Source organism: Ruegeria sp. AL11 (assembly GCF_056540865.1).
This window is the reverse complement of the sequence record NZ_JBQFXO010000001.1, coordinates 599,305-617,845: the sequence shown is the minus strand read 5'-3', so window position 1 is coordinate 617,845 and position 18,541 is coordinate 599,305. Positions and strand designations below refer to the sequence as shown.

Here is an 18,541-nt window from a genome sequence, read left to right as displayed (position 1 = left end):
TCAGATAACTCCCTTTTTTCGGTGGGAGAAATGGAACCCGGCTGTGCTGATCAGAATGGTCATCAGCGCCAGCAGCAAAGGAATATGGGACAAGCTTTGACGGGGTCGATAGCTTTGGGTTTCAACGGTTCGTGGGTTCAACTCATCAATGCGCGCGTAGGTCTGCGCCAAAGCTGTTGTATCGTCGGCAAAGAAATACTCTCCGCCCGTCCGGTCGGCTATGTTTTGCAGGGCCTGCAGGTCGACGCGATCTTCGCCAGAGGCGTTCGGGTCTCCGACGCCAATCGTGTAGATGACCACGTTTTTCTCGGCAGCAATGCCTGAGGCGTTTACCGGCGTCATGCGGCTTGACGTATCGGCCCCATCGCTGAGAACGATCATCAGGCGCTGGTCAACCTCGCTTGACTCGAACGTGCGTATTCCAAGGCCAATAGCATCGCCAAGCGCCGTGTTTGGACCAGCCATGCCGACTTGCGTTTGATCCAAGAACCCATTCAAACTATTGAGGTCTTCGGTGAACGGGGCTTGAATGAATGCGCGGGTTCCAAAGATGATCAGGGCAATCCGGTCGCCATCTCGTTCGGCAATAAACTGCTTTAGAACGCCTTTAACGGCATCCAGTCGTTGCATCGGCGCGCCAGAGTCAGTCTGAAAGTCGCGCTGATCCATCGAGCCTGAGATATCCAAGGCAAGAACAACATCCCGCGCGGATTTCTCGATCACAATTGGCTCGCCCAAACGCTCCGGTCTGGCGAGGGCCAAAACCAGAAGCACCCAGATAGTGATGATACTGGCTGTTTGCAGTCTGGCGCGCTTTCGGATCACGGAGCCGGATTTTGGTTCAACACCAGCGGCTTGCGCGACTCGGCGAAAAAAGGGAATGCGGACTGAGGCCGTCTTCACACGCCGAGGTGGGGCGAGGAAATACACGGCTGCGGGCAACGGCAGCAGGAGAAAGACCCAGGGAGCAGCGAAGGAAAACATCATGCGCTCCGATACGGTTTATGAGACTTGACCCAGTGCCGGGCCATTTGCCTCAGGTCTTCGTTCGAGGGTGTTGCCTTGTATGGCGCTTCGGTCAACGCATGACTTAACTCTTGATTTAATGTCTGTATATCAGAGGATTGGTTAAGAAATTTAATCCAATCCCCACCATATAGACCTGCGACCTGGTCCCTCGGGTATGCGGCCAAAGCCGTCCGCCGTAGCACCTCGGCAATCTTTGCTGCCGGGATGTCTGGCACCGACAGCTCTGCCAGAGCAGCCCGGCGATAGGCGTTGGCGCGTCTATGTTTGCGAACGACCGAGACCGCGGTGAATAAGACGATCAGCAACAAGATCGCCAAAGCAGCCCATCCCCATGTCTGGGGCGACATTGCAATGGGCAAAGGCTCGGGCGCGGGTTCGAGCATGTTCAGCAAGTCGACCAGAGATTTCCCGGTGGTGTCGATGCTCATCGCCGTGCTCCGCCATGTCCAAACAAGCGCAGCAACTGATCCAGTGCCGGTTCAGAGGTCGTCAGGGGAACCACAGGGAACCCGTATCGGCGCGACCATTTGTGGAGCTGCGAAAGGCGGTCCTCCATGGAGGCGCGGATTTTCGCGGAAAGCTCGGGATCGGAGCTGTCGATTTCGATCTGCGCGTCACCGTCCGAGACGGTCAGTTTGAGGTCAGGTGCCAAGCTGCGCGATGTCGGATCCGCGACGTTGAACACGATCAGGTCGTTCGACACTGCAAGACGACGGAGCAGGGCTTCCGACCGGTCATCCAGCCCGTCGCAGTCGGAGAAAAGGCAGATCAAACCGCTGGTTTGGCAGACACGCGCGGCTTCGGTCAGCATATCGTTCAATGATACGGTCGGTTCCGGCGTCAGGCCCGCATGCAGGGCAGAGTTCGCTGCCGCTATGGAAGACAACAATCGCGTCAGGGCGGTCGCGCGGCGCTGAGGGCGATGTTCGGCAACGCTGGTATCGCTGAATACAAGGCCGCCTACGCGATCTCCCTGGCCCAATACGCGATGCGCTGCAATCGCCGCGGCCTCGGCGGCGACGACGGATTTCATGTAGGCAACGGTTCCGAAGAACATCGAAACACGCTGATCGACCAGCAACAGAGCCGGGCGGTCGCGCTCTTCGGCATAGACCCTCACATGGGGGTCTCCGGTGCGGGCGGTAACCTTCCAGTCGATGGTCCGGATGTCGTCACCGGGCAGATAGCCGCGCAGTTCTTCAAAGTTCAGGCCACGTCCGCGCAGACGCGAGGCATGGCGGCCATTCAGGATCGACCGCGCAGGTTGACGGGGCAAAAGGCTGAGCGCTCGGGCGCGGGGGCCAAGACGCACAAGCTGGTCGGCATCCACGTGGATGCGCGGGTCTTTGGAATATGGCGCAGTCTGACTCATGCGGCCGGTATCCTTAAGGGTCAGGGCAATGCAACCAAACGCAACAGCTCGTCGATCACGTCATCTGCGGATTTGCCGGATCCTTGCGCCTCGAAGCTGAGGGTTACGCGATGGCGCAGCACATCATGGGCAATGGCACGGATATCGGCGGGGTCGACATAGCCGCGTTCGTTCATCCACGCATGGGTGCGCCCGCATTTGTCCAACGCAAGTGAGGCGCGGGGGCTGGCGCCGATCTCGATCCAACTGGCCAATTCGGGGCTGAGTGCCTCGGGCGTGCGGGTGGCCTGCACGATATCAGCCATATAGCGGTCCATCGCATCCGAAACGTGAATCTGTCCGATCTCAGAACGGGCGTCAAAGATGGCGTCTTGCGGGATCGCTGGCGGATGCTCTTTAGGGGCATCTTTGCCTGCGGCGATGTCCTCACCGCGGACCAGACGGATGACCTCAACCTCATCCTCGACCGGAGGGTAGGTGATCTGCACATGCATCAGAAACCGGTCCATCTGCGCCTCGGGCAGAGGGTAGGTGCCCTCTTGCTCGATCGGGTTTTGGGTGGCCATGACGATGAATAGCGGCTCCATCTTGTGGGTGGTGCCGGACACGGTGACCTGGCGTTCCTCCATCGCCTCAAGAAGAGCGGCCTGCACCTTTGCGGGCGCGCGGTTAATCTCGTCGGCAAGGACGATGTTGGCAAAGATGGGGCCAGGTTCGAATTTGAATTCGCTGCCTTTATCCGTCTGTTGATAAATCTCGGTCCCTGTCACGTCCGAGGGCAGCAGGTCCGGCGTAAACTGAATGCGGCTGAACTGAGCATCCATGTTCTTGGCCATGGCCTTGACCGCGCGCGTTTTTGCCAGACCCGGAAGTCCTTCGATCAGTAGATTGCCGTTGGCCAAAAGACCGATCAAAAGGCGATCAATCACCTCGGTCTGTCCAATGATCGACTGCGCCATGCGGGATCTGAGATCCATGATCTGATTGAGTGCGCTCATAAAAATATCCCGTTCCGGCCCGAAAGGCAGGCCGTGCAGCCTAGTACCTGCAGGGACCCGGATTCGGGATTTTCAAGTAATGAGAACATGTTATCAGCGCGACACCGCGCAGACCAACAGGAATTCCGACTTCCTTATATTTGATTGTTTTCGCGCGGCGGCGAAACTAGCCGGAAACCGCGCCGTTGCTGTCATCCCCAAGCCTGCCATCCAAAGACATCAGGATCGCAACAGGTCTTAACGCCGGAATGTGGCTGAAGACGATTAGGATACAGACGGTTAGGGGGACGCTCAGGAAGGCTCCGATCAGGCCCCATACGGTGGTCCAGAACATCAGGGCGAGGATGACCAGAAAAGTCGACATGTTCAGCGACCTACCCAGCAACGCCGGATCGAGGAAATTGCCGATCAGGAACTGGATGGTGCCGCAGCCCAAAACCACCACCAGAAACGGTGCGATACTTTCGAATTGTACCAGGGCAATCATTGCGGGGAAGATGACGGCAATGATCGACCCGATCGAGGGGATGAAGTTCAGCGCAAAGGTCAGCACCGCCCATGTCTCGGCATATTCAAGGCCCAGCAAGCGAAAAATGCTGTAGCTGATGCCAGCAGTGATCAGGCTGATCAGGGTTTTGACCCCGACATAGCGTTGCAGACTGATCGAGATCGCATCCAGCATGGCCGCGAATTCTCGACCAGTTTGAGGGTTGCCGGCGGCCATCTGGATTTTCTTTCGAAACGCCAAACGCTCGGCCATCAGAAAGGCCACGTATAGGCTGATCAGGAAGAATTGGTTCAGCAGCGAGGTCGCGCTGCCCAGCAGGATGCGGGCGACATAGGACATGTCGATGCTGACCAGATTGTCCCGGATAAAGCGCGTCACGTCGCTGCCGACCAATCCGGCGACGCGGTTCACGGCATTGTCGAATTGTTCCTCATAGGTGCCGACGGTGCGGGCGAACTGTGTGGCCTGACTACCGAGGATATACATAATCATGAAAAGGCCAGCCAGAACGACGGTGACACCCGCGATGTTGGCGAGCCAAACGGGGACACGCGTCAGGGCGGCGATCCGGTCACTCAGCGCGATGATCAGGACGTTGACCAGAAGGGCCATGGTCAGTGGGATCAGGAACGCAGCCCCGGCGTATAGCCCCAAAACCAAAAGGGTAGCGACAATACAGGTATCACGCACCACAGGCAGTGTGGCGCGGGGTACATCCGTGGTGGTTTTCGGGTCCAGAGGCATGTGCAAACCTGATTGAGCCATAGTGCTTGATACGATCCTGCACAGGGCAAAGAGTTTATGCAATGCGCTCAATTATTTATATGATTGATTTTCCGCTTGGGTGGCTTCTACCTGTAAGGTGCGCAGGGTAGAGTTCTGTATGTCCAGTGCTGCGAATCCCATATCAAGCCGTTTGATAAAGGCGCTTTTCCTGGCCGTTCGACGCTTTGGCGAGAAGAACGGCTTTGTCATGAGCAGCCATGTCGCCATGTCGATGATGATGGCGCTTTTTCCCTTTGTTCTGTTTACCGTGGCCCTGGCGGGCGCCTTGTCTCAAGGCTATGTGAACGATGAATTGATCGAGCTGATTTTTGGCGCGTGGCCTCAGGATGTGGCTGAGCCGATCGTCTCTGAGCTGCGCGCGGTGTTGCAGAGCTCCAGCTCGGGCGTGATTACCATCGGTGGTCTGCTGGCGGTCTATTTCGCCTCGAACGGGGTGGCTGCGGTGCGGGCAGCGATGAATCAGGCCTATCATGATCAGGACAGCTGGCCGTTCTGGAAAACGCGGCTGCTGTGCATTGGCCTAGTCATTCTGGGCGGCGCTGCGATCCTGATCATCGCCGCGGTCGAGGTTGTCTTGCCCGTCTATACTCAGCTCGTGTCCGAGCATACGGATGTAGATGTCTCGAACTGGTTGTCGGTGGACCGCCTGCGCTGGACCTTCACCATTGCGGTTCCGGCGGGCACGATCCTGCTGGCGCATCTGATCCTGCCGACCGGTCGCCATCGGGTGACGCAGATCTTGCCCGGCGTTGTGCTGACCCTTGTTCTGCTGGGGGCCGGAGGGTGGGGGTTTTCCATCTATATCGGCCAGTTCGCCAGCTACAGCGCCACCTATGCCGGGTTAGCGGGGGCCATGGCGGCGCTGATTTTTCTATACCTGTGCGCGGCGATACTGATCCTCGGCGCGGAGTATAACGGCGCTCTGATGGATTTGCAGCGCGACGAAGAAAGCGCTCCGGCATGAGGTGGGTTTTGCTCTTTGTCGCATTTGCCGGGGCCGCAAATGCGCAGTCCTATGTCGGTTCGGATCAATGCACTGACTGTCACGTGGACGAGGCCAAGGCCTGGGCAAACTCTCACCACGCGCTGGCCTGGACCGAGGTCGGGGCAGGGAAGATGGTTGCCGATTTTGATGGCACCCGCTTTGAGCATGACGGGATGTCCGTCCTGTTCGACCATAGTGGAGGGGTCCCATCTGCTCAGGTCACAGAAAAAGACGGTGTGATGACCGAATATGACGTCCACTCAGTCGTCGGCATAGAACCCTTGCAGCAATACCTGTTCGAAACCGATCCCGGTCGATTGCAGAGTTTCGACGTGGTCTGGGACACGGAAAACGAACGCTGGTATCACCTCTATCCGGATCAGGATTTGCCCCCCGATGACGGGCTGCACTGGACCGGGCCTTACAAAAACTGGAACGCCCGGTGCGCCGAATGCCACGCAACGGGATTTGAAAAGAACTACGACGCGCAAACCCGCAGCTACCAGTCTCGCCAAGCTGAGATCGGCGTCGGGTGTGAGGCCTGCCACGGCCCCGGCTCGGCACATGTCGATTGGGTCAATGGCCGTGTACTGCCAGAAGGGGTAGGTGAGGCCGGTTTCGCAATGTCATGGGGCAAAGGCCAGACCGAGGCGGAAATTCAGCAATGCGTAGGGTGCCATTCCCGTCGCGAGGCGCATGAGCAGGGCAACCCTCTGCCCGGAACGCCCTATCACGACGCCTACAATCTCGCGCTTCTGCGACCGGGGGCCTATCACCCCGACGGCCAGATTCTGGATGAGGTCTATGTTTACGGGTCCTTCCTGCAGTCCAAAATGTACGCGCAGGGCGTGGGCTGCATGAACTGCCACGAACCCCATAGCGCGAAGCTGAGGGCGGAGGGCAACGGAGTTTGTACGCAATGCCATTCACCGGCGGGTAATCCGGATTTCCCGACCCTGTCTCGCAAGGAGTATGACACCCCTGATCATCATCACCACCCCGAAGATAGCACAGGCGCGCAATGCAAGACCTGCCACATGATCGAGCGTGTTTATATGGGCGTCGACGGTCGGCGGGATCACAGTTTCCGTGTGCCGCGCCCTGATCTGGGGCTTGGGCAGGATGCCTGCACCGATTGCCACACCGACAAAGACCAGCCATGGGCCGCGGCGCAAATCGAGGGCTGGTTTCCGACTTCAACCCATCGCGGCCCGCATTTCGGTTCGGTGTTCGCTCCAGCGATGGCGGGGCAGGCGGGCAGTCCCGACGGGTTGCTGGCGATTGCCACCGATCCGTCTCAGGCTGGGATCGTGCGCGCAACAGCGGCATATCTGCTGCAACCCTTCGGCTCCCGTCAGGTGGCCGACGCAACAGCAGAATTACTGACGGATGCCGACCCGCTGGTTCGGGCCAACGCTGTGACGTTGCAGCGTCAGGCCTCTCCCCGAGATCAGGTGAAGCGGTTGGAGCCGCTGCTCTCAGACCCGCTGCGCAACGTTCGGATTTCGGCGGCGAAAGAGGTCCTGACAATCCCGCCCGAGGCGATGACCAAGGAACAGCGGGTTCTGGCAGGGCAGGCCACTGCCGAGTGGCAAGGGGCAATCACAAACCGTCTGGATTTCCCTGAAACCCACATGGTGCTAGGCGGTATGGCACTGACCTTTCGCAACGCATCCGCCGCCGAGCGTGCCTTTCGCGAGGTCGTGACCCTCGACCCTCAACGCGCCGAAGCCTGGCCGATGCTGGTGCAGCTGGCACAGATCAATCGCGGGCCGCAAGCTGCGCGTGAAATCGTACAGGAAGGCCTACAGCGCATTCCAAATGATCCGAACCTTCAAGAGCTGTCCCGGCAACTCGGGCCATAAGAACGGCCTTTACGCGCCCGTTTCCCGCCATCATCCCGGCAGATTTGACCGCTAGACCTGTGTCCGAGGGTGTCAGGCCATTAGGTCGTAAAAGGTGTCACATGTCGGAACATGTTTTGAAACAGCCTGCCTCAAGGGGCAGGCAGGTCTCAATGGATCAACGGATCGCGGAGCTTCGGGACCGCAAGCCGATTGATCTAAACCATGGTGAGGGGCTGATGCTGCAAGGTATCGCAGCCGCGTCGCTTCGCGAACAGCGGCTGGCTGGTCAGATCGCGCTCGAGGACTAGGCGCCGCCCCTGAACCCGGTCGCAACCACGAATTTCTCGGAACTGTCCGAACGCGATGCAGGCGGTTTGACGTTTGCAACTTTCTCGAACTTCTGCTTGAGCAGCTTTTGCAGATCGCCCTCGGCGCCACCGGCCAGAACCTTGGCCACAAACGTGCCGCCATCCTCCAGCACGTCAAAGGCAAAATAAGCGGCGGTTTCGCACAATGCCATGATCCGCAAGTGGTCGGTCTGCTTGTGACCCGAAGACGCGGCAGCCATGTCCGACATCACAACGTCAGCCTTGCCGCCCAGCCACTCTTTGACCTTGAGGTCCGCGTCATCTTCCATGAAATCCAGCACATGAGCCGTCGCGCCTGCAACAGGTTCGACCTCCTGCAGGTCAACACCCAGAACGGTGCCAATACGCTTGCCGCTTTTCTCGCCCAGTGCATTTACCCGCTTGACGGCGACCTGCAGCCAGCCACCGGGTGCACAACCCAGATCAACGACGCGCGCGCCGGGGACCAGAAACCGGAATTTGTCGTCCAGTTCTAGGATCTTGAACGCAGCGCGCCCACGATAGCCTTCGGCATTCGCGCGCTTGACATAGGGGTCGTTCAACTGCCGCTCGAGCCACCGGGTCGAGCTGAGCTTGCGCCCACGCGCCGTCTTCACCTTAACCTTCAGGTCGCGCTGTCCGCGGCCTGAGGTGTTTTTTCCACTCGGTGTTTTCGCCATCAGAACGGTCCGTCTTCCAATACGCCGTCCGCGCTCATCTGCGCATAAAGCAACCCTTCACGCAGCCCCCGGTCCGCCACAGACAGGCGGTCGGTGGGCCAGCAACGCAAAAGGGCCTGCAAAATGGCCGAGCCGGACATGATCAGGGCCTGCCGGTCATCCCCAATCCGAGGGTCCCGGCGTCGCCCGTGAGGGCCGAGTTCTAAATACCCGCGTATGACTTTGTCAATCTGATCGCTGGTCATGCGCAAACCGTCCACCTTGGTCCGGTCATAGCGCTTCAGGCCCAGATGCGAGGCGGCTACGGTCGTGACAGTACCGCTTGTACCGACGATCTGAAAACCCGCTCGGGTCTGTTCGTCCTTGTAAGGGGCGAAGTCGGCGAGGTTTTCCTCGAAAAACCAGCTCATGAGCGCAAACCGGGCCGAGTCATCCTCAACGTCATGAAACTGGTCGCGCAGGGTTGCGACGCCCAGCGGGACGCTGATCCAGTCCACGACCTTGGCGGCCGGGAAGGGGCTGTCGGCGGTGTGAAACCCGTTATGCAAACGCATGATCGCCGCAGGCCGATCGCGGCGTGGCACGGAAGAGATGTCGATCCACACCAATTCCGTCGAGCCGCCACCGATATCCACGACCAGCAACTGCTCGGTCTTGGTCGACACCAGAGGCGCGCAGGAGATGACGGCCAGACGGGCCTCTTCTTCGGGCTGGATGATTTCAAGGTTCAGGCCGGTTTCACGCCGTACTTGCCGGATGAAATCGCGTGAGTTCTTGGCGCGCCGACAGGCCTCGGTTGCGACCAAACGCATCCGTTTGACCTTGTTTCGCTTCAGCTTTTGCTGGCAGATTCGCAGCGCCTGAACAGTGCGCGACATGGACGCCCGGGACAGGCGTCCCGTGCGTTCCAAACCCGCGCCCAACTGCACGGATTTGGAGAAACTGTCGACCACATGGAACCCGCTCCCCTTGGGTTGGGCTATCAACATGCGGCAGCTATTTGTCCCCAGATCCAACGCCGCATAGAGTGCATCTGGATCGGGTCTTGCCGGCGCGGGGCTTTCGACCGCCTTCGGGAACGCGCCCGCACCTTTGGGACGCTTGGGCGCCATTCGTAACGCCCTCCGATTTTCGAGTTAAGTTGACCCTAGGCGGGGTCTCGCCGACGCGCAAGTGATTTCAATTTTGAATTTAACGTGAGTGTCACACAGCGTTCATACTGAAATGCAATTCCCGTGCCGATCCCCATTTCGGGATTCTCTACAAGCTTACAGCCAGATACGGAGACTGCCATGAAAGATGAGCGCACCCTGTCCTTCGATGAATTTGATGAAGTCGTAAATCCGCGCCCCGAGGAATGTGAATTCGACCGCGTGGTCGAGCGCGCCTTGTCGCGACGTGGCTTTCTGGGGGGCGTTTTGGCCATGGGCAGCTTTACCGCAGTAGGCGGCTCGCTTCTGCCCACAGGTGCGCGCGCGTCAGCTGATCGGTTCTCGTTCGAAGCGATTCCGGTCTCAACTGCCGATGAGGTGGTCGTGCCCGCAGGCTACAAGGCCGAAGTCATGGTACGCTGGGGCGATCCGTTGTGGTCCGACGCACCTGAATTCGATCCTGCGACTCGTGGCACCGCCGCCAGCCAGGAACGCGCCTTTGGCGACAACACCGACGGTCAGGACGTTTTCTTCCATGACGGTCACGTCCTGCTGGTTGTGAACAACGAATACACCAACCGCGATATTCTGTGGGGCAACAACCCCGATGCAAAGGCGGCCTCGGACGATGATGTCGCCAAGGGCATGATGGCCCATGGTGTGACTGTGGTCGAGATTGCCAATACCGACGGCAAATGGGGCATCGTCAAGGACAGCCCATATAACCGCCGCATCACGCCGCAGACCGACATGACCATCACAGGACCGGCTGCGGGCCATGACCTGATGAAAACCGCCGCTGATCCGACCGGCACGACCTCTAAGGGGACGTGGAACAACTGCGGCAACGGCATGACACCTTGGGGTACCTATCTGGCCTGTGAAGAGAACTTTAACGGCTACTTCTCGGCAGAAGACGAAGCGCACGAAGTCAGCGCTGAACTGAAGCGCTATGGCGTCTCGTCCAAGGATTGGGGCTATGGCTGGGCCAAGATCGACGAGCGTTTTGACGTCTCGAAGAACCCCAATGAACCGAACCGCGCCGGTTACGTGGTTGAGATCGACCCGACCGACCCGACCTCGACCCCGCGCAAACTGACTGCTCTGGGCCGCTTCAAGCACGAAAATGCCGAATCTGTGGTCAATAATGACGGTCGCGTTGTTGTCTACATGGGCGATGATGAGCGAGGTGAGTTCCTGTACCGCTTCGTGTCGGACGGTGTCTATGCGGCTGGCGTCGATACCAACGCTCTGCTGGAAAACGGCACGCTGTCGGTTGCCAAGTTCAACGATGACGGCACCGGTGAATGGCTGGACCTGACACCTGAAACAACCGGTTTGGCTTCGCAGGCTGAGGTCAGCATCCACACCCGTCAGGGCGCGTCTGCTGTTGGTGGAACCACCATGGACCGCCCCGAATGGGTTGCTGCCAACCCGAACGTGGCCGAGGTATACTGCTGTCTGACCAACAACAAGAACCGGGGCGTCAAGCCGAATGCCGGTGGAGATGACACCTCGGTCAATGGTCCGAACCCGCGTGAGGCCAACAACTATGGCCAGATCGTGCGCTGGCGTCCGGAAGGAGGCGATCACACCGCGTCCGGCTTTGCCTGGGATCTGTATGTGCTGGCGGGCAACCCGAATGTCCATCAGGACACCTATGGCGGGTCGGACAACGTCAATGCCGATAACATGTTCAACTCACCCGATGGTCTGAAATTCGACAGCAACGGCCTGCTGTGGATCCAGACCGACGGCAACTATGGCAACGAAGGTGATTTCGAAGGTCAGGGCAACAACCAGATGCTGGCAGGTGACCCGGTCACCGGTGAAATCCGCCGCTTCCTGGTCGGCCCGAATGAGTGCGAGATCACCGGCCTCAGCTGGTCGCCGGATCGCCGCACCATGTTCGTGGGCGTCCAACACCCTGGTGAGGACGGCAACAGCCACTGGCCCGAAGGCGGCGATGCCGTGCCGCGCTCGGCCATCATCGCGGTCACGCGCGACGATGGCGGTTTGGTCGGCTAAGGCCAAAAACGCCCTTAAAAACAAGCCCCGGACGGTGTTACCGCCCGGGGTTTTTGCTTGTGTTGAGCCATCCTCATACAAGCGTTGAAAGTTTTGATATCTGGTTTTCTGTGAATCCCGGCTAAAACCACTGTACACCGTCATAGGCAAAAAGGTCGCTTGGAAGGCGCTGGGTGTCGAAAACCGACCTCCTCAGCCCAATATAGACGTTTAGAACCGCCCCATTGGTTAGGAGGAATCACAGCTATGCCTGACGTCACCATCGTGTACTGGCGCGACATTCCCGCTCAGGTCATCGTCGGCAAAGGCCGTCGTGGCGCAAAGCGGCAGTTGGAAGAACGGTTTGAACAGGCCATCGACCGCGCCGCCATGAAGGTGAATGCCAAGGACAGCGATGCCTACCTGGCCGAATGGCGCAAGGCTGAGCCTTTCGCGGTTGAGGGCGACCCGTCCGAGATTGCCGAAGCGCAGGCTGTGCGTCTGGAAACGGAATACGATCAGGACCGCATCAAGGCACTGATCGCGAATGACGGTTGGGCATGAGCCCGAAATCTATATGGGAGGCCGCAATGGCTTTGCTGAACTTCAAGAAACGTGATGCCGCCGAAAACGGCCCTGTAAACCCGACCGTCGAAGCCTTTCTGCAGGGCTACTCGATCGAGGTAATGCCCCGGACCGCCGAAAAGGTCGAAGATTTCCGCGCGCTGCTGCCCGAAGGCACCCGTGTCTACATCGCCCACATCGAAGGCACGCCGATCGAAGACATGGTGAAAACCGCCAAGCGCATCTCCGCCGAAGGTTACCCGGTCATGCCGCACTTCCCGGCGCGCATCATCAAGGATGCCGTGACGCTGGAGAACTGGATCTCGATGTATCAGGGCGAAGCGGGCGTTGATCAGGCGCTGCTGCTGGCTGGCGGCGTGGCCAAGCCCCATGGTGATTTCGACAGCTCGATGCAACTGTTGGAGTCAGGCCTGTTCGACAAAGCCGGTTTCAAGCGCCTGCATGTTGCCGGTCACCCCGAGGGCAACAAGGACATCGACCCGGACGGCTCGACCAAGAACGTTGATGACGCGCTGCGCTGGAAAGAGAAATTCAGCGAAACCACCGACGCCGAGATGGCGCTGGCCACTCAGTTCGCGTTCGACGCAAAGCCGATCATCGAATGGGCGAACGGTCTGAAAGAGGCGGGGATCGACATCCCCGTCCATATCGGTATCGCGGGTCCTGCCAAGCTGCAAACCCTGATCAAGTTCGCTATCGCCTGTGGCGTTGGCCCGTCGCTGAAAGTTCTGCAAAAGCGCGCCATGGATGTCTCCAAACTGCTGCTGCCCTATGAGCCAAATGATGTGATCACCGAGCTGGCCGAATACAAAGCTGCCAACCCGGATTTCAACATCACCAACGTACACTTCTTCCCCCTTGGCGGCATCAAGACCAACGCCAACTGGGCCATCAACAACGGCGGCGCTTCGGCGAAGCCGGTCAACGCTTAAGGAACGGACATGACCCGTACAGTCGTAGAATCAAAAACAAAAACCGCCGTTCTTGGCTTTGACGAACCGTTCTGCGTGATTGGCGAGCGGATCAACCCCACGGGCCGCAAGAAACTGGCCGCTGAGCTTGAGGCAGGCGACTTTTCAACCGTTGAGAAAGACGCCCTGGCGCAGGTCGCCGCTGGCGCGACCGTTCTGGATATCAACGCAGGCGTTGTCTACAATTCGAACCCCAACCCGAACGAGACCGAGCCGCCGCTGATGCGCCAAATCGTTGAGCTGGTTCAGGGTCTGGTTGACGTCCCGCTCTGCATCGACTCGTCGGTTCCCGGTGCGCTGGAGGCCGGTCTCGAGGCGGCTGAAGGCCGTCCGCTGCTGAACTCGGTCACCGGCGAAGAAGAGCGACTGGAGCTGGTTCTGCCGCTGGTCAAGAAATACAACGTTCCGGTTGTTGCGATCTCGAACGACGATACCGGCATCTCGGAAGACCCCGATGTGCGTTTCGACGTGGCCAAGAAGATCGTTGAGCGCGCTGCCGATTTCGGCATTCCGGCGCATGACATCGTGGTTGACCCGCTGGTTATGCCGATCGGTGCGATGGCAACCGCTGGCCAGCAGGTCTTCGCTCTGGTCCGTCGTCTGCGCGAAGAGCTGGGCGTGAACACCACCTGTGGTGCGTCCAACATCTCGTTCGGTCTGCCGAACCGCCACGGCATCAACAACGCGTTCCTGCCGATGGCAATGGGTGCGGGCATGACGTCCGCGATCATGAACCCGGTTGCTCTGCCGACGACGCAGAAGAAAATCGCTGAGAAGAAAGAAGCCGTTGCCGCAGCTGGTATCATCCTGCCCGAAGGCATGGACGATGAGGCCTTTGTTCAGATGTTCGGTCTGGGCTCGACCCAGCCGCGTGCCGGCAAGGAGATGGAGGCCATCCGTGCCGCCAACCTTCTGACCAACAACGACCCGCACGGCGGCGCATGGATCAAGTTCAACAAATCGCCTGAAGAAGCGGCTGCGGCCGGGGGAGCAGGCGGTCGTCGCGGCGGTGGCCGTCGCCGTCGCGCTTGATTATCTGAACTATCAGATCAAAGGCCGGGCCCCGCGCCCGGCCTTTTTCGTTTGACCCTGATCAATGCATCAAGCGTGATATCGTAGAGACTGGGGTGGTCTTTTCCGCAACGATCAGGTGCTTTCATGTCCAAACATCACCCACCAAAACTGGCCGACGCGGACCTGAGTGAGAAGTTGGGCAAGAAGGACTATTTCGACAAGCTGATCGATCTGCAGGCGAAACTAGCACGTATTCAGCAAGCTTTTCTCTTCCATGGAACCAAGGGCGTAATCGTCTTTGAAGGTTGGGATGCCGCTGGCAAAGGTGGCACGATCCGCCGTATCAGCCAGGCGCTTGATCCGCGCAGTTTCAAAGTCTGGCCGATCGGCGCACCGCGCAACTACTATCTCAACCGCCACTATCTGCTGCGGTTTTGGGAACGCTTGCCGCCAGAAGGTGCAATCTCGGCTTTTGACCGTAGTTGGTACGGGCGTGTTCTGGTGGAACGGATCGAGAAGTTCACACCTGAGAAACGGTGGCGGGCGGGATATCGAGAGATAAACGACTTCGAGCGCATGCTTGTTGACGACGGCACACGGATTGTAAAGCTGTTCTTTCATATCTCACAAGAGGAACAGATGGCACGTTTCACGGAGCGCCTGCGCAACCCATTGAAGCGCTGGAAGCTGACTTATGAGGATTTTCGCAATCGCGAGCGTTGGGACGAAGCAGGGATCGCGGTCGATGAGATGCTGGCGCGTACATCAACGGAGATTGCACCGTGGCACGTTATTCCGGCTAACAACAAAAAATCTGCGAGAATCAATGCAATGCAAACCATCGTTGATGCATTCTCAAAGGACATAGATCTAAACCCACAGCATTTGGACAAACGGACTTTGGACGCGGCGTGCGAGGCATTGGATGTTGACCAATCATTGATCGACTCTCTGCGGGCGAGGACAGAGTAATCCATAAACCTCACCGAAAGGCGCTTGCAGTTCCTCAGGTGGCGATGGTATCTCAAATTTCGCGGCGGGTATGATGTAATGGTAGCCTGTCAGCTTCCCAAGCTGAACGCGCGGGTTCGATTCCCGCTACCCGCTCCAACTTCAATGTCTATTGTGAACGGCGTGCTTGCAGCAGGTTAATAGCGGCCGGGACACGCGTTCCTTCCGAAGTGAGGTACTCCTCGAACTGTAGCACAACAGTATCGACGATCGCGCGCACATCCTCTTCGGTGCCGTTGAAATGCGCGATCACACGCGCAGCAGGTCCCACACGGGTGCAGAGCAGGGCTGCGTCTTCGACAGATAGTGGCCCGTTTAGCACCAGCGAAACCGTCGTGACCTGAACATCAACCAGCCCCGCATCGCGCATCAGGCCAGCGACTCTGTCCTTGTCATGGAAGGCGAGCGGCCCAGGGGCATTCCGGTCAACTTTAGGCGGCTGACCCAACCGCGCTGTGGCAGCGATATGCGGGGTTTTGAACCAAGGGTTGTCAGACAGACCGCCCCAAGCGGCAAAGGTCATCTGCGCACCGGGCTTCAGGGCGCGAGCCATGTTGGCGAAGGCGACGGTCGGGTCGGCAAAGAACATGACGCCGAACCTTGAGATCATCGCGTCAATATCGCCCTGCGAAAGCTCTGTGGTCTGAGCGTCGGCATATTGAAACGAAAGATTGCCCAGACCAGCATTGCTGGCCCGCTGGCGCGCGCGCTCTAGAAACTGTTCCGATATGTCGATGCCGCGCACCGCACCCTCAGCCCCAACAAGCTGCGCAGCGGCCATCGCAGATGCGCCAGTGCCACAGCCGATATCAAGAATCCGCATGCCCCGTGACACGCCAGATCGTTTCAGGACCAGTTCCAGGACGGGCTGAAACAAGGTGTCCAGCTGATCTTCAAAGGTCAGCCAGCGGGTACCCATTTCAGACTTGCCCCAGAACTCTTCCTGATCCCCGTTGATGTTCAGCATCGCAGCCCCCTTTTGAGGGGAACTATGACCTCCGGCGGCGACGGCGGCCAGTCTTTTCCTCATCGCCGCCACCGGTGTTGAAGGACGGTGCGGGCAGGGTGACGACCTGTGCGAGTTCCGGGAATGGGTCCGTTTTGTGCGGGATCGCGTTGGCGGCAACGAAGTGGTCCTGGAACTTCGGCTCGATGGCGGTTTCGATCTTGGTGATCTCGCGGACGACACGCTCGATCTCGGCGCGCGAGCCGATGTTGCACAGTGCAATCCGGGCGCCGGTACCAGCCGCGTTGCCCGCGCTAGAGACCTTATCGAGCGGTGCATCCGGGATCATGCCCAGAACCATCGCGTGCTTGGTCGAGATATGCGCACCGAAGGCCCCGGCCAGAACCACGCGATCCACGCGGTCGACCTCCATCTCGTCCATCAATAGGCGCGCACCCGCATAAAGTGCCGATTTCGCCAGCTGGATGGCCCGGATATCGCCTTGGGTGACCGTGATCCGAGGGCCACCTTCCGCGCTGGAATCATGGATCAGATAGGCGTGTGTGCGCCCTTCAGGAACGCAGCGGGGCGTGCCGGTTTGCTCGGCCGATCCGATCAGGCCGCTTTCGTCCAGCAGGCCAGCGATGCGCATCTCGGCCACCGCCTCGATGATGCCAGAGCCGCAGATGCCGGTGATGCCAGTGGTGGCGATGTCCTGATCAAAGCCGTCCTCATCGGACCATTTCTCGGATCCGATCACGCGGAAGCGGGGTTCCTTGGTGACGGGGTCAATCTCGATCCGCTCAATCGCGCCGGGGGCAGCGCGTTGGCCGGAACTGATCTGCGCGCCTTCGAAGGCAGGGCCTGTGGGCGACGAGCAGGCCAGAACGCGGCTGGTGTTGCCCAGCAGGATTTCGGCATTGGTGCCCACGTCCACGATCAGCACCAGATCTTCGGATTTGCCGGGCTCTTCCGACAGGGCAACGGCGGCACAGTCGGCACCCACGTGACCGGCGATACAGGGCAGGATGTAGATCTGCGCGCGCGGGTTCATCGTGGTCAGGTCCATCTCACGCGCGGGCAGGGACATGCTCTCCGATGTCGCCAGCGCAAACGGAGCTTGCCCCAGTTCGACCGGGTCCAGACCCAGCAGCAGATGGTGCATGACCGGGTTACAAACGAACACCGTCTCAACGATCAGGCTGGCGTCAATGCCCGCTTCTTCAGCGATCGAGGTGGTCAGGTCATTGATCGCCTCACGCACGGCCTTGGTCATCTCCTGATCTCCGCCGGGGTTCATCATGGCGTAGGAAACGCGGCTCATGAGGTCTTCGCCGAAGCGGATCTGGGGGTTCATCAGGCCCGAGGATGCCTTGACCTCACCTGTCTCCAGATCGGTCAGATGCGCCGCAACCGTGGTCGAGCCGAGGTCGATGGCCAAACCATAGAGGCCCCCTTCGTGCAGGCCGGGCCAGATTTCGACGATGCGTGCCACCGGGTCCTTATGACCTTTGTGAACGGCGACAGTGACTTCCCATTTACCTTTGCGCAGAACCGGTTGCAGCTTCGACATCAGGGACAGATCTGCGGTGACGGCCTCGATCTTCCACTGCTCGCGCAGGGCACGTTCCAGACGCTCCAGATCGCCGGTGGGCGAGTGCATGTCGGGTTCCTCGACTACGACGAAATAAAGCCGCGTGGCCGGGTCCATGGTGATGGCGCGCGCCGCTGCGGCCTTTCGGACAACCTGACGGTGGACCTGGCTTTCGGGCGGCACGTCGATCACCACATCACCCTGAACCGAGGCCTGACAGCCCAAACGACGACCGGGTTTCAGGCCACGTTTGTCGTCATAGCGCTGCTCGACCGCGTTCCATTCGCTCAGCGCGTCTTCCGAGACGGTAACGCCGTGCTTGGGGAACTCGCCGTAGCTGGGTGTAATCTGACATTTCGAGCAGATGCCGCGCCCTCCGCAAACCGAATCCAGATCGACGCCCAGCTGTCGGGCGGCGGTCAGAATCGGGGTGCCAACGGGAAAGTGCCCGCGTTTGCCCGAGGGGGTAAAGACGACAAGGGGGTCGGTGGTCATGGTCGGCCTGCCTAAATTGTGTTCGCGCGTATGCCGGGGAAGATATGAGTTTATTCACAAAGGGAAAGCCCTGACAGCGGCACGTTTTGTACAACGAGCGTCGTTTTGTGACGTGCTATTCCCAACCAAGGGCAAACAACTTGGGTTCTAGGGCTTTTCCTTCGGGTCAATCCATGCAATAGGGTCACCGCCAAACGGGCTTTTGCATGGGGTTT

General features: G+C 59.2%; 17 protein-coding genes and 1 tRNA gene. 9 read left to right on the top strand and 9 right to left on the bottom strand.

Annotated elements, in window-relative coordinates; all coding sequences use genetic code 11:
* From ACR0IP_RS03105 to ACR0IP_RS03085, 5 genes are all read right to left on the bottom strand, one after another.
* Nucleotides 1-984: a vWA domain-containing protein gene (locus ACR0IP_RS03105; RefSeq protein ID WP_480523733.1), complete on the bottom strand. Its 984-nt coding sequence runs from the start codon at nucleotides 982-984 to the stop codon at nucleotides 1-3.
* Nucleotides 984-1,457 carry a DUF4381 domain-containing protein gene (locus ACR0IP_RS03100; protein ID WP_170373659.1) on the bottom strand — a complete coding sequence of 158 codons (474 nt, stop codon included), beginning with the start codon at nucleotides 1,455-1,457 and terminating at the stop codon, nucleotides 984-986. The genes ACR0IP_RS03105 and ACR0IP_RS03100 overlap by 1 nt, the downstream gene beginning before the upstream one ends.
* Nucleotides 1,454-2,401, bottom strand: coding sequence for a DUF58 domain-containing protein (locus ACR0IP_RS03095; protein ID WP_480523730.1), 948 nt, complete (start codon nucleotides 2,399-2,401; stop codon nucleotides 1,454-1,456). The genes ACR0IP_RS03100 and ACR0IP_RS03095 overlap by 4 nt, the downstream gene beginning before the upstream one ends.
* A gap of 20 nt (nucleotides 2,402-2,421) precedes the next feature.
* A complete protein-coding gene (locus tag ACR0IP_RS03090) occupies nucleotides 2,422-3,399 on the bottom strand; it encodes an AAA family ATPase (RefSeq protein ID WP_480523729.1) in 978 nt (325 codons plus the stop codon).
* A gap of 166 nt (nucleotides 3,400-3,565) precedes the next feature.
* Complete coding sequence (locus ACR0IP_RS03085) at nucleotides 3,566-4,672, bottom strand: AI-2E family transporter (RefSeq protein ID WP_480523727.1); 1,107 nt, start codon at nucleotides 4,670-4,672, stop codon at nucleotides 3,566-3,568.
* 118 nt (nucleotides 4,673-4,790) lie between these two features.
* Here ACR0IP_RS03085 and ACR0IP_RS03080 point away from each other — a divergent pair, with 118 nt between their 5' ends.
* The 3 genes from ACR0IP_RS03080 (at nucleotide 4,791) to ACR0IP_RS03070 (ending at nucleotide 7,833) form a co-directional block, all read left to right on the top strand.
* Nucleotides 4,791-5,657, top strand: coding sequence for a YihY/virulence factor BrkB family protein (locus tag ACR0IP_RS03080; RefSeq protein WP_170373662.1), 867 nt, complete (start codon nucleotides 4,791-4,793; stop codon nucleotides 5,655-5,657).
* Nucleotides 5,654-7,543: a cytochrome c3 family protein gene (locus ACR0IP_RS03075; RefSeq protein WP_480523725.1), complete on the top strand. Its 1,890-nt coding sequence runs from the start codon at nucleotides 5,654-5,656 to the stop codon at nucleotides 7,541-7,543. Before ACR0IP_RS03080 ends, ACR0IP_RS03075 begins: the two co-directional genes overlap by 4 nt.
* Before the next feature lie 152 nt (nucleotides 7,544-7,695).
* The gene (locus tag ACR0IP_RS03070; RefSeq protein WP_170373664.1) at nucleotides 7,696-7,833 is read left to right on the top strand and encodes a hypothetical protein; all 138 of its coding nucleotides are present in this window, start codon (nucleotides 7,696-7,698) and stop codon (nucleotides 7,831-7,833) included.
* On the opposite strand, the gene ACR0IP_RS03065 is transcribed toward ACR0IP_RS03070, so the two are convergent.
* Nucleotides 7,830-8,552 carry an RlmE family RNA methyltransferase gene (locus ACR0IP_RS03065; RefSeq protein WP_170373665.1) on the bottom strand — a complete coding sequence of 241 codons (723 nt, stop codon included), beginning with the start codon at nucleotides 8,550-8,552 and terminating at the stop codon, nucleotides 7,830-7,832. The genes ACR0IP_RS03070 and ACR0IP_RS03065 overlap by 4 nt on opposite strands.
* Nucleotides 8,552-9,664: a Ppx/GppA phosphatase family protein gene (locus ACR0IP_RS03060; RefSeq protein WP_170373666.1), complete on the bottom strand. Its 1,113-nt coding sequence runs from the start codon at nucleotides 9,662-9,664 to the stop codon at nucleotides 8,552-8,554. Before ACR0IP_RS03060 ends, ACR0IP_RS03065 begins: the two co-directional genes overlap by 1 nt.
* Nucleotides 9,665-9,844: 180 nt before the next feature.
* Here ACR0IP_RS03060 and ACR0IP_RS03055 point away from each other — a divergent pair, with 180 nt between their 5' ends.
* From ACR0IP_RS03055 to ACR0IP_RS03030, 6 genes are all read left to right on the top strand, one after another.
* Nucleotides 9,845-11,731, top strand: coding sequence for a PhoX family protein (locus ACR0IP_RS03055; protein ID WP_480523722.1), 1,887 nt, complete (start codon nucleotides 9,845-9,847; stop codon nucleotides 11,729-11,731).
* 246 nt (nucleotides 11,732-11,977) lie between these two features.
* Nucleotides 11,978-12,274 carry a virulence factor gene (locus ACR0IP_RS03050; protein ID WP_170373668.1) on the top strand — a complete coding sequence of 99 codons (297 nt, stop codon included), beginning with the start codon at nucleotides 11,978-11,980 and terminating at the stop codon, nucleotides 12,272-12,274.
* 26 nt (nucleotides 12,275-12,300) lie between these two features.
* A complete protein-coding gene (locus tag ACR0IP_RS03045; protein ID WP_480523720.1) occupies nucleotides 12,301-13,227 on the top strand; it encodes a methylenetetrahydrofolate reductase in 927 nt (308 codons plus the stop codon).
* Nucleotides 13,228-13,236: 9 nt separating this feature from the next.
* Nucleotides 13,237-14,298, top strand: a complete 1,062-nt coding sequence (locus tag ACR0IP_RS03040; protein ID WP_170373670.1) for a methyltetrahydrofolate cobalamin methyltransferase — start codon at nucleotides 13,237-13,239, stop codon at nucleotides 14,296-14,298.
* Between the two features lie 177 nt (nucleotides 14,299-14,475).
* On the top strand, nucleotides 14,476-15,252 hold the full coding sequence (locus ACR0IP_RS03035; RefSeq protein WP_480523718.1) for a polyphosphate kinase 2 family protein: 777 nt from the start codon (nucleotides 14,476-14,478) through the stop codon (nucleotides 15,250-15,252).
* Nucleotides 15,253-15,316: 64 nt separating this feature from the next.
* Nucleotides 15,317-15,390, top strand: a tRNA-Gly gene (locus ACR0IP_RS03030).
* A 10-nt stretch (nucleotides 15,391-15,400) separates the two neighbouring features.
* Here ACR0IP_RS03030 and ACR0IP_RS03025 read toward each other — a convergent pair.
* Both ACR0IP_RS03025 and ACR0IP_RS03020 read right to left on the bottom strand, forming a co-directional pair.
* The gene (locus tag ACR0IP_RS03025) at nucleotides 15,401-16,258 is read right to left on the bottom strand and encodes a class I SAM-dependent methyltransferase (RefSeq protein WP_480523716.1); all 858 of its coding nucleotides are present in this window, start codon (nucleotides 16,256-16,258) and stop codon (nucleotides 15,401-15,403) included.
* A 22-nt stretch (nucleotides 16,259-16,280) separates the two neighbouring features.
* Nucleotides 16,281-18,326 (bottom strand): ASKHA domain-containing protein, encoded by a 2,046-nt coding sequence (locus tag ACR0IP_RS03020; protein WP_480523714.1) that lies wholly within the window; start codon nucleotides 18,324-18,326, stop codon nucleotides 16,281-16,283.
* Nucleotides 18,327-18,541 lie beyond the last annotated feature (215 nt).